Origin of the sequence: Streptomyces sp. MCA2 (assembly GCF_023544705.1) — a bacterium.
GTDB classification, from domain to species: Bacteria; Actinomycetota; Actinomycetes; order Streptomycetales; family Streptomycetaceae; genus Streptomyces; species Streptomyces decoyicus.
Window position 1 is genome coordinate 175,784 of sequence record NZ_JAMJFM010000012.1, and the last position, 10,897, is coordinate 186,680.

General features: G+C 70.8%; 10 protein-coding genes. 7 read left to right on the forward strand and 3 right to left on the reverse strand.

Annotated features, from left to right (window positions below; all coding sequences use genetic code 11):
- Positions 1-9 precede the first annotated feature (9 nt).
- Both M8I34_RS13060 and M8I34_RS13065 read right to left on the reverse strand, forming a co-directional pair.
- Positions 10-723, reverse strand: coding sequence for a phosphatase PAP2 family protein (locus tag M8I34_RS13060; RefSeq protein WP_250049622.1), 714 nt, complete (start codon positions 721-723; stop codon positions 10-12).
- Positions 724-928: 205 nt separating this feature from the next.
- Positions 929-1,933, reverse strand: a complete 1,005-nt coding sequence (locus M8I34_RS13065; RefSeq protein WP_030085320.1) for a bifunctional lytic transglycosylase/C40 family peptidase — start codon at positions 1,931-1,933, stop codon at positions 929-931.
- A 176-nt stretch (positions 1,934-2,109) separates the two neighbouring features.
- On the opposite strand from M8I34_RS13065, the gene M8I34_RS13070 reads away from it, so the two are divergent.
- The 7 genes from M8I34_RS13070 to M8I34_RS13100 all read left to right on the forward strand — a co-directional run bounded on the left by M8I34_RS13070 (position 2,110) and on the right by M8I34_RS13100 (position 10,250).
- Positions 2,110-2,274, forward strand: a complete 165-nt coding sequence (locus tag M8I34_RS13070) for a hypothetical protein (protein WP_250049623.1) — start codon at positions 2,110-2,112, stop codon at positions 2,272-2,274.
- A gap of 295 nt (positions 2,275-2,569) precedes the next feature.
- Positions 2,570-2,878, forward strand: a complete 309-nt coding sequence (locus M8I34_RS13075) for a hypothetical protein (RefSeq protein ID WP_006603970.1) — start codon at positions 2,570-2,572, stop codon at positions 2,876-2,878.
- A 501-nt stretch (positions 2,879-3,379) separates the two neighbouring features.
- Positions 3,380-4,234 (forward strand): hypothetical protein, encoded by an 855-nt coding sequence (locus M8I34_RS13080; protein WP_250049624.1) that lies wholly within the window; start codon positions 3,380-3,382, stop codon positions 4,232-4,234.
- Complete coding sequence (locus tag M8I34_RS13085) at positions 4,224-5,543, forward strand: hypothetical protein (protein ID WP_250049625.1); 1,320 nt, start codon at positions 4,224-4,226, stop codon at positions 5,541-5,543. The genes M8I34_RS13080 and M8I34_RS13085 overlap by 11 nt, the downstream gene beginning before the upstream one ends.
- Positions 5,540-7,102 carry an SCO6880 family protein gene (locus M8I34_RS13090; protein WP_250049626.1) on the forward strand — a complete coding sequence of 521 codons (1,563 nt, stop codon included), beginning with the start codon at positions 5,540-5,542 and terminating at the stop codon, positions 7,100-7,102. Before M8I34_RS13085 ends, M8I34_RS13090 begins: the two co-directional genes overlap by 4 nt.
- A 29-nt stretch (positions 7,103-7,131) precedes the next feature.
- Positions 7,132-8,574 (forward strand): ATP-binding protein, encoded by a 1,443-nt coding sequence (locus M8I34_RS13095; RefSeq protein WP_244419453.1) that lies wholly within the window; start codon positions 7,132-7,134, stop codon positions 8,572-8,574.
- The gene (locus M8I34_RS13100; RefSeq protein ID WP_250049641.1) at positions 8,571-10,250 is read left to right on the forward strand and encodes a TraM recognition domain-containing protein; all 1,680 of its coding nucleotides are present in this window, start codon (positions 8,571-8,573) and stop codon (positions 10,248-10,250) included. Before M8I34_RS13095 ends, M8I34_RS13100 begins: the two co-directional genes overlap by 4 nt.
- A 57-nt stretch (positions 10,251-10,307) precedes the next feature.
- Here the strand turns inward: M8I34_RS13100 and M8I34_RS13105 are convergent, their stop codons facing one another.
- On the reverse strand, positions 10,308-10,820 hold the full coding sequence (locus M8I34_RS13105; protein WP_250049627.1) for an N-acetyltransferase: 513 nt from the start codon (positions 10,818-10,820) through the stop codon (positions 10,308-10,310).
- Positions 10,821-10,897 lie beyond the last annotated feature (77 nt).

A 10,897-nucleotide genomic window follows, 5' to 3' on the forward strand; every position in this document is an offset into this window, starting at 1 on the left:
GCCGCGCCCTCAGGCCGCCAGATCCTTGTCCTTGTGCCCCCGCGGCATCGCCGATCCCGTGGCCACCACCCGGCTGCCCTCGGCGTCCTGCCCCGCGGCGCCGTCCGTGCCCGGCGCACGCACCAGCCACGCCGCCTTCGACCGGCCGATGGCCGTCGTCAGCGGCACCAGCAGCGCCTGCGCGAGCGGCGCGAGCAGCAGCGCGACGGCGGTGCCCAGGGCAAACCCGCCGATCACATCGGTCGGGTAGTGGACGCCCATGTAGACGCGGCAGAAGCCCTCCGCGAGCGCCAGCGCGATCCCGATCAGGCCGTACTTGCGGTGGGCGAGGAAGAGGCCGACGCCGACCGCCATGGTGAGCGTCGCGTGGTCGCTCACGAACGAGAAGTCGCTCTTGCCGGGGATCAGCACTTCCAGCCCGGCATGGTCCTTGAACGGCCGCGGCCGCTCGACGAACCCGCGGATCGGGATGTTGGCCAACAGCGCGAGGCCCGCGGCCAGCGGCGCCCAGACCAGGCCCGCGACGACGGACGGCGCGTCCGGCCTGCGGCGCGCGGCCCACCAGGCGATCAGACAGAGCACCCCGAGGCCGGCGATGATGCCGTACTCACCGATGTACTCCATGGCCTTGTTGACCCAGTGCGGGGCGTCCTTCGCGAGGCCGTTGATGCCGTCGAGCACGTCGACGTCGGGGTTCGGCCCCTCGAGTGCGAGTCCAGCCATCTGCCGCGGCCCCTTATCTTTCGCGCGCGCAAGCGCCGTCGTGTGCTGCCTGCCCCCGTGGTCGTCGAGCGTGTGCTGCGTCGAGCTCTGCTACGTCCCCACGCCAAGGAAACGCGATGCGCGGCCTCGGCGTTCCACTCTCCACCGGATGATCACCAGGACGTTATCGAAGCTTGACTCATCACCGCAGTTCAGGGCCCTATGTTCACGCAGCGTTCGTACCGGGCAGCGCTTTTGCGCCATCGGACGTGACGCGCGTGGCACCGATGTAGTCCGGCGAGTCGATCTTGTCGAACCGGATCACGGCCCCGGTGTACGGCGCATTGATCATGTATCCGCCACCCACATAGATCCCCACATGGTGGATCGACCGCGGGTCCTTCAGGTTGTAGGCGAAGAACACCAGGTCACCCGGGAGCAGCTCGTCCCGCTTCGGATGCGCCCCGGCGTTCCACTGGTCGTTCGCCACCCGGGGCAGCTCGATGCCCACGGAGCGGTACGCCGCCTGGGTCAGCCCCGAACAGTCGAACCGCCCGCCCTGCGCCGCCGTACCGGTACCACCCCACAAATAGCGTGTGCCGAGCTTCTCCTGCGCGAAGTAGATGGCCCCCGCGGCCTGCTTAGACGGCGCCACCGGGCCCGACGGCGCCTCGAAGCTCTTCGCGAGCGTCGTGATCGTCTTCACGTAGTTCTGTGTCTCGCGGTACGGCGGCACCCCGTTGTACTGGATCACGCGGTACGCCCCCGCGTTGTACGCGGCGAGCATGTTGTGCGTGGCGTTGCCCGGCGCGCCCTTCACATAGCCGGCCAGCTCGCAGTCGTACGAGGCCGCCGACGCGATCGCGTCCTGCGGGTCCCACACGTCCTTCTTGCCGTCGCCGTTCCCGTCGATGCCATGGGTCTGCCACGTCCCCGGGATGAACTGCGCCATGCCCTGGGCGGACGCCGGGCTCTGTGCCCTGGGGTTCCACCCGCTCTCCTGGTAGAGCTGCGCCGCCAGCAGCGGTGGACTTATCGCCGGGCAGAGCGTCCCCCACTTCTGCACCAGTTGCTGGTACTCGGCCGGCACCGCGCCCTTCGCCAGGCCGAGCGCCCGCCCGCCGGCTCCGGCCAGCCCGGCCGCCACCGTGTACGTACCGATCACAAGCAGCCCGAGCAGGCAGAGCACCAGCCCCACCCCGAGCCCACCGGCCACCCAGAATTTCCGCACGCCCCAACCCTCCCCCATTCAGCCGCGGTTCACTGCCTTTTTCCGGTCGCTCCGCGCGCGCCGTGCCGCCCCCGGCGCAGCACGACGGCGCATGACACGGCGCATGACACGACGCGGGGGGCGCCCCGGGGCGGGGTGAGATTCCGCTCACACGGCGGCATCCGGAACACCGCCGGATGGGCGACACTGCACAGGAGACCCGAGACGAGACGAGAGCCGTGGACCCGGACAATCAGCAGCAGATGAGCCGGCACCTGTGGTGGCGCGTCGGGTATTTCCTGTTCGCGATCCACCTGGTGGCACTCCTCATGATCTTCGCCATGTCGCACGCTCCGAAGTAGCCCCGCACGGACCACGGCCACCACCCGAACGGCCCGCCACCCGCACGGCGCGCCGGACCGGCCACCGCCCCTTCCGATGATCATTGCTCAGGGTTGACCCCCGTGATACACACAGTGAGACCAATCGGCTCCATGGACGGCCTGCACCCACACGCACACGCCACTCCCACGGGATCCGTCAAAGAAAGCCGCCAAGTCGACAGCTGACGGCCCGTTTGTCGGCGAAGATAGAGACTGACCTGTGCCGCGTCGGCGCGGGCACACAACTACCCATCAAGGGGCGGTGAGTTCACACATGTTCATTGCGGCCGAAAAAGGCGACATCACCACCATCATCGGCGGAATCGCCCCGGACTGGGGCCCGTTCGGGAGCCTGGGCAACGAAGCCCGCGTGATGATCGAAGTGGTCATGGCGGTGGCGATCCTGCTGTGCCTCGGCATCGCGATCTGGGGCGCCGCCAAACAGCGCATCGGCGCCACCGCGCTGCGCGACACCTTCAGCGCCGAACAGGGCAAGGGCCTGATCGTGGCCGGCCTGACCGGCGTCTTCATCATCGGCTCCCTGGGGACGCTGTTCACCATCGTCTACGGCATGGCGGTCTAGCGCGGCCACTCCCCGGGGCGCCACCGCCCCGACCGCGGCCCGTACGGTGCGCCGCCCCTGGCACGCGCCCGTCCCCGGGCCGCCCCCATGCGCCCCCGCCCGTCCTCTCTCCGCCGTCTCGTGCCTCCACTCGCTCCCACCGGCCCCACCTCCCCTGCCGAGGCCACATGCTGACGCCCCCTCATGCCCGGCCCGACGGACCCCGCCCCCGCGCCCTCGTCACCCCCGCGACCAGCGGACCGATTGGGCCGGCCGCTGCGCGGGGACAGGTGGACCCGGGGGCAGGAAGGCACAAGAAGGCGACGGTAACCGTGGAGCGGGCTATGAACACAAATGACCCAGAGTCCCCCATTCGCCTCTGCCGTACCGCATCTGAGGACCCGTCACGGTGAGATGTACTCGTACCGCTGCACCCGTGCCGCCGCCCGCGCGGCTACGGTCATATGAGGGCGGCACAACTACGGCACGAACGCGAACGGCGGCAGAGGGGGCACAGGCTCGATGAGTCTCAGTGACGACGGCGGCTACGGCGGCGACGGCCACCGCGGTTCCGAGACGGGCCAGACACGCACCAGACTTCCCGACAACGACGGTGACATCTACGGCTCGGGACGGCGGCCGCGCGCAGGCATGTCCAGCCGCAACCTCGTCACCATCGTCGGCGTGATCGTCCTGCTGCTCGCGGCCATCGCCTTCGCCAACCGCGGCGGAAGCGGCAACAGCGAAACCCCGGCCGGCGACTCCGCCAAGGACCCCGACCACGCCCAGCCCACCGCCCCCACCGGCACCAAGCCGGCCACCGGCAAGAACGGCGGCATCGCCGCGGGCTTCGCCAAGACGGAGCAGGGGGCGCAGTCGGCGGCGGCGAATTATGCGGTGGCGCTCTCCAGCGCCGACATGTACAAGTCGGCCCAGCGTGACGCGATCGTCGACACCGTCTACACCTCCTCCGCGGCCGCGGACCGCAAGGAAAGCTTGCGCAAGATCTACACGGACCCCAAGTTCCTCAGCGGGATCGGCCTCAAGTCAGACGGCAACGCACCCAGCGGGATGACCTTTGTGTCCCGGGCGAACCCGGTCGGGACGAAGGTCGAGAAGTACGAGGGCAGCACGGCCACGGTCGCGGTCTGGTACTCCACCTTGTTCGGCCTCGCCGGCCAGGGGTCCCAGAACCCGGTCGCGGAGAGCTGGTACACGTCCACGATGCAGATGCAGTGGGTGAAGGGGGACTGGAAGGTCGCCGGCTTCACGCAGAAGGCCGGACCGGCGCCGATCGGCGGCGACCAGACCGCTGCGACGGCCAAGGACATGTCCCAGGCCGTCCAAGGGTTCGGAGGGTTCACGTATGCGAGGTAACAACCGACGTCGCGGCCTCGCCGTTGCCTCGGCGCTGACCGGACTACAAACGGCGCTGGTGGTCCTCTCAGCCCGCGCGTTCGCGGCCCCTTCTCCCAAGCCGACCAAGGGCGCCTGCGATCTGCTCACGGACAAGGCCAAGGAGCTCTGCGAACGACGGGGCGGCGGCGGTGGCAGCACAACCGACCCCGGCGGTGGCGGCCTCACCGACAACAACCCCCTGGACCCCCTCGACTCCCTCGCCAAGGGCTGTGCCAAAGCCGCCGCCTGGATCGTCACCAAGCTCTCCGACGCGGTGAAGGCCACCTCCCAGGTGGACTTCACCAACACGGCCTTCCTGCGGCAGTACGCCGTCGTCTTCGCCGCCTCGACCATCCTCACCCTCGTCCTGTGGCTGCTGGCCGTCGCCAAGCGCGCGGTGCGCGGAGTGCGGCTCACGGAGGCGATCGGTGAGGCCGTCGGGTTCCTCTGGCTGACCGTGCTCGCCTCCGCCTTCACCCCGCTCATCCTCTACACGATCGTCTCGGCGACCGACGGGGTCACCGAGATCATCGCCAAGGGGACGGGCGCGCAGACCGACACCTTCTTCGGGGCGTTCTCGCAGGCGCTCACGAAGGGCACGGACATCGGCGGCGGCCCGATCATGCTGATCGTGGTGTCGCTGGTCTCCGTGCTCGCCGCCGGTGTGCTGTGGCTGGAGCTGGTGATCCGGGCCGCGCTGCTGTACGTCGGGGCGCTGCTCGGCACGGTCGTCTACGCCGGGCTGGTCGACAAGAACATGTGGGGGCATGTGCGGCGCTGGGCGGGCATCATGATCGCGGTGATCATGGTGAAGCCGGTCATCGTGATCGTGCTCGGCATCGCCGGTGCGCTCTCCCACGACAAGGGTCCGAACGCCTTCTCGGCGGTCGTCTCCGGCCTCGCGATCATCATCCTCGCCATCTTCGCCAGCGCGGTGATCTACCGCTTCGTCCCCGGCTTCGGCGACGAGATGGTCTCGGCCCGTACGAACAAGGGCCGGGCCACCGACGGCAGCCAGGCCGCCGCCATGATCTCCTCGCCCGCGGCGCTGGTGTCCCAGGGCATCAAGACCCACAGCTCCCGCAGGTCCGGCGGGGACGGCGGCGCCCAGGGCGCGCAGGGCGGCCAGTCCCGGCCGGCCGACGCCGTGGCCGGCGGTGTCGCCGCGCACAGCTCCCGCACCGGCGGCGGCCGCTCCTCGGCACCCGCCACCCCCGCTCCCCGTACGAACCCCGGCCCGAGCAGCAGCTCCCGCACCGGCAAGACAGCAGGAGGTGAGGGGCGTTGAGCACGCAGTCCCACCCGATCGCGCCACGTCGCACCTATCTCATCGGCCGCGCCCGGCCCAACGCGATCGTCGGCAAGAACCGCGAGACCGGTGAGATCGCGCTGATCATCGCGGGGGCGTTCCTCGGCATGATGTGCGGGCTGCTGGTGCCCATGCTGCCGCTGCGGATCGCCTCGCTCACCGGCTTCCCGATGCTGGGGCTCGCCCTCGTCTACGTGCCGTACAAGGGCCGTACGTTCTACAAGTGGTTCGAGATCCGGCGCAGCTTCCGCCGTACGGTCCGCCGCGGCGCCACCTACCGCTCCGGCACCGCCGAGGCCGGCATCCGGCTGGACGGCCGGGAGGTCGAGATCGGCCCGCCGCCCGGCATCGGCCGGATCAACTGGCTCTCCGCCCCGTTCGGCCCGGACGAGATCGCGGTGCTGCTGCACGCCGACCGCAAGACGGTGACGGCCGCCATCGAGATCGAGGGGCCGGGCGTCGGCCTGCGCGACAGCGAGGACCAGGAGGCGCTGGTCGACCGCTTCGGGACGCTGCTCAAGCACGTGGCCAACGGCGACGGCTTCGTGACCCGGATCCAGATGCTGGCCCGTACGCTGCCCGCCGACCCGGACGCCCACGCCAAGGACGTCGCGCAGCGCGGCGACCGCTCCTCCCCGGCCTGGCTCCAGGAGTCCTACGACCAGCTCCAGTCGATGGTCTCCACCTCCTCCGAGCAGCACCGCGCCTACCTCGTCGCCTGTATGCACTACACCCGCGAGCTGGCCGCCGAGGCGCACACCATGGCGCGCGCCGCCCGGATGCACCAGGGCGGCCTGCTGCGCAAGAAGCTGGACCGGGACGCGGGTCTCGCGGTCGTCATGGCCCGTGAGCTGACCGATATCTGCGCCCGGCTCGCCGAGGCCGACATCCGCGTACGCCAGCCCCTCGGCCAGGCCCGCCTGTCCTCCCTCGTGCACTCCATGTACGACCCGGACCACCCCATCGACCACATCCAGGCGATGAGCAAGCGCAACGCCTGGCCGGCGGAGCTCGACGCGATGGAGCCGACGTACCTCCAGGCCAAGACGCGGGAGTCGACGACCCGCGCGCCGTGGTGCCATGCCACCGCCTGGGTCAAGGAGTGGCCGCTGACCCCGGTGGGCGTCAACTTCCTCGCGCCGCTCCTGGTGCACACCCCGGATGTGATCCGTACGGTCGCGGTCTGCATGGACCTGGAGCCCACGGAGATCGCCATCGAGCGGATGCTGACGGAGAAGACCAACGACGACGCGGAGGCCAGCCGCGCGGCCAAGATGAACCGGGTCGTCGACCCACGGGACGTCGCCCACCACGGCCGCGTCGACCAGCGCGGCGAGGACCTGGCGTCCGGTGCCGCCGGCGTCAACCTCGTCGGCTACCTCACGGTCTCCTCCCGCTCGCCCGAGGCGCTCGCACGCGACAAGCGCACCATCCGCGCCTCGGCCGGCAAGTCCTACCTGAAGCTGGAGTGGTGCGACCGCGAGCACCACCGGGCGTTCGTCAACACCCTGCCGTTCGCGACCGGGATCCGCCGCTAAAGCCGCTGGGAGGCGCGTACGTCATGGCCATGCTCGATCCACTCGGAGCGCTCACCGAGGCGTTCACCAGCTTCCTGTTCGGGAAGGTGGAGACGACCCGGCTGCCCGTACGCACCTCCACCGGCCAGGCACAGGCGGTCTATCTGCCCACCGCGGCCCCCGGTCTCGGCGACTCCGGCGTGATCATCGGCCGTGAGGTCTACAGCGGCAAGGGATACATCTACGACCCCTTCCAGCTCTACGGCCAGCAGCTGCCCGCCCCGCACTGGCTGGTCCTCGGCGAGTCCGGCAACGGCAAGTCGGCGCTGGAGAAGACCTACGTCCTGCGGCAGTTGAGGTTCCGTGACCGTCAGGTCGTGGTACTGGACGCCCAGGGCGAGGACGGCGTCGGCGAGTGGAACCTCATCGCGCAGGAACTGGGGATAACCCCCATCCGCCTGGACCCGACCGCCGCCCTCAACGGCGGCATCCGCCTCAACCCCCTCGACCCGTCGATCACCACCACGGGCCAGCTGGCCCTGCTGCGTACGATCATCGAGGTCGCGATGGGCCACGGCCTCGACGAGCGCTCCGGCTTCGCCCTCAAGGTCGCGCATGCCTACGTCACCGAGACCATCACCACCCGGCAGCCCGTGCTGACCGACATCGTCGAGCAGCTGCGACACCCGGAAGCGGAGTCGGCGGAGGCGATGAATGTCGACATAGATGACGTCCGGGCCTGGGGTCTGGACGTGGCGCTGGTTCTCGACCGGCTCGTCGACGGTGACCTGCGCGGCATGTTCGACGGCCCCACCTCGGCGGGCATCGACCTCGATGCCCCGCTGATCGTCTTCGACCTCTCGCACATCGACCGCAACTCCATCGCGATGCCGATCCTGATGGCGATCGTCGGCGTCTGGCTGGAACACACCTGGATCCGCCCCGACCGCAAGAAGCGCATCTTCCTGGTCGAAGAGGCCTGGCACATCATCAACTCGCCCTTCGTGGCCCAGCTCTTCCAGCGGCTGCTGAAGTTCGGCCGCCGGCTCGGCCTGTCGTTCGTGGCCGTCGTCCACCACCTCAGCGACGTGGTCGACGGCGCCGCCGCACGGGAGGCCGCGGCCATCCTCAAGATGGCCTCCACCCGCACCATCTACGCCCAGAAGGCCGACGAGGCACGGGCCACGGGGCGCGTCCTCGGCCTGCCACGCTGGGCCGTAGAGATCATCCCGACCCTGACCCCCGGCATCGCGGTCTGGGACGTCAACGGCAATGTCCAGGTCGTCAAACACCTCATCACCGAGGCCGAACGCCCGCTGGTCTACACCGACCGCGCGATGACCGAGGCCTCCGCGATGAGCGAGGCCTCCGCCATGCCGACGGACGAGGCGCGCGCCCTCCAGGCGGCGGCGGACGCCGAGGCCGAGGCACGCGCCGAGGCCATGGCGATGGAGCGGCAGTGGAGAGACGAGTCGAGCGAGACGGTGGCGTGACGCGCGGATACGACGACGAACGAGGCGGCCGCGGCTACCGCGGGGCACCCGACGGCCGGGGCCGCGGCATCCCCGACTCCCTGCTGGTCGGACTGCTCGCCTTCCTGCTCGGCCTGACCGTGCTGGTGTGGACCGCGACCGGCCTGGCCGGCCTGTTCACCCACGGCGCCTGGCCCGACGGCGTCACCTACCCGGGTACCCCGATCGCACTGCGCCATCTGGTCTCCGCACCGCACGACATGGCCGCCGCCTGGCCCGACACCCCCAAGGCCCAGCTCTCCGGGTACGGCCTGTTCTGGGGCATCCTCATCGGCGAACTGATGGTGCTGCTGGTTCTGACGATCTTCACCCTGGGGACGATCACCCGCTATCGCGCCGTACGAACGGCCCGGCGGGCGACGGCCCGAGAAGCCCGTCAGGCGGCACACGAGGCCCGGGAGGCGGAACGCTCCACGCGGCAGGCCGGAGAGGCACGGGAGGCCCGGGAGCCGGTCCGGGAGACGGCACGCCCCGCCCCGGCGTCCACGGCGTCCACGGCGTCCACGGCGTCCACGGCGTCCACGGCGTCCACGGCGTCCACGGCGTCCAGCGAGGATGCGCCGGCCAGGCCCGCCACCTCCACCACGCCCTCACCGCTCCTCAACCCCGCGGCCGCGGCCGCGGCCACCGGCCCCGTCCCCGAGCAGCGCACCGCTCCCCCGGCCGCCGCCGCGCCCCCGGGAACCGACCCCCTCACCGAACCCGCCCTCCCCCGCCTCCAGTTCGCCACCGACCGCGCCCTCACCCTCGCGGCGTCCCTCACCGCCGCGGCCGCCGCCCCGGGCCCCCTGATCGTCGCCACGACGGACCCCACCCTCTGGTCCGAGACCAAGGACTCCCGCGCCAAGCTCGGCCCGCTGCTCACCTACGACCCCACGCACCGCCTCGACACCCCGGCCCGGCTGCGCTGGTCACCGACCTCCGGCTGCACGGACCTCGCCACCGCCACCACCCGCGCCGCCGCCCTGCTGGCCCCGGTACGCCCGGCCAGGACGCTGGACTCGGCCGTCGCGGACGCCGCCCAGACCCTGCTGCGCTGCTGGCTGCACGCCGCCGCGGTGGACGGCCGCCCGTTCCGCCAGCTGCACCGCTGGGCACACACCACCGGTGCCGCCCAGGAGCCCGTACGCATCCTGCGCACCAGCGCCAAGGCCTCCGCCGGCCAGGCCGGCGAGCTGGAGTCCGTGCTCACCGCACACCCCGAACGCCGGGAAGCGGTACAGCAGTTGGTCGGCCGCGCGCTGACCGCCCTCTCCTCGATCCATATCCGGGACGCCTGCAATCCACTTCGAGCAGATTCGGCCCTCCTCGAATCATTCATCGACGAGGGGGGAACGCTTTACGTGGTAGGCGATCCCATCGAGGATCCGCGTACCGACCCGGGTGCGATGCCCTTGCTCACCGCACTCCTCTCGAGCGTGGTCGAGCACGGCCGCCGCATGGCCGAACGGTCATCTGACGGTCGGCTCGACCCACCACTCACCCTCGTCCTGGACGACATCGCGGCCCTCGCCCCGCTGCCCGCGCTCCCCGGCCTCCTCGAAACGGGCCGCAGCCGCGGACTGCTGACGCTGGCGACGATGCGCTCCCGCGAACAGGCCCGCGCCCGCTGGCCCCACCACTCCCTGCCGGCCTGACGACGCCTGCCCGAGGCCATCCGCGGAAGTGCCCACCCCAGCATCGACCGACAGCCCTTAGGCCCTGGTCAGGGCCATCTCCCGGTCCACAGCACCGGGGTTCTTCGGATCGGCAAGGGTCAGCCCGGTCGCCACAAACCCCAGAGCCCGATAGAAAGCCGCGGCCCGCACGTTCTCCTCGTGCACCCACAGCCGTACGCGCTCCACCACCGGCTCCGCGAGGTCCCACGACCACCCGATCGCCGCCTCGCACACATCCCGCGCCAGCCCCGTCCCCCGCTGCTCGGGCCGCACATACACCCCCACCACCTGCGTCTGCGGAATGTCCGCATCCCCCTCGACCACGACGACCGCCATGCCGCCCCAACTGCCGTCCGCCGCCTCCCCGACGAACGTCAGCGCCGAACTGCCGGCCGCCCTCCGCTGCCAGAAGGCGTCCGGCTGGCCGACCGCACCCTCATAGGTCTCGTGGAACGCCACCCCGGCAACCGGATCGGCCAAGGCAGCCAGCCTCAGCTCCTTGAGCCGCGCCCACTCCCCCGCCCGCACCGCCCTGACCACATATCCCATACGCCCCACCATCCCAGCGCCGCCCCCAACGCGAAATGCCCCGCCCCCGGACCGAAACCCGGAAACGAGGCACCCCA

What these genes read in the sequence shown, in the direction of transcription:
- M8I34_RS13070 (WP_250049623.1), top strand. Translation starts at nt 2,110, where the DNA reads ATGGGCGACACTGCACAGGAGACCCGAGACGAGACGAGAGCCGTGGAC.
- M8I34_RS13080 (WP_250049624.1), top strand. Translation starts at nt 3,380, where the DNA reads ATGAGTCTCAGTGACGACGGCGGCTACGGCGGCGACGGCCACCGCGGT.
- M8I34_RS13060 (WP_250049622.1), bottom strand. Translation starts at nt 723, where the DNA reads ATGGCTGGACTCGCACTCGAGGGGCCGAACCCCGACGTCGACGTGCTC.
- M8I34_RS13105 (WP_250049627.1), bottom strand. Translation starts at nt 10,820, where the DNA reads ATGGGATATGTGGTCAGGGCGGTGCGGGCGGGGGAGTGGGCGCGGCTC.
- M8I34_RS13085 (WP_250049625.1), top strand. Translation starts at nt 4,224, where the DNA reads ATGCGAGGTAACAACCGACGTCGCGGCCTCGCCGTTGCCTCGGCGCTG.
- M8I34_RS13095 (WP_244419453.1), top strand. Translation starts at nt 7,132, where the DNA reads ATGCTCGATCCACTCGGAGCGCTCACCGAGGCGTTCACCAGCTTCCTG.
- M8I34_RS13075 (WP_006603970.1), top strand. Translation starts at nt 2,570, where the DNA reads ATGTTCATTGCGGCCGAAAAAGGCGACATCACCACCATCATCGGCGGA.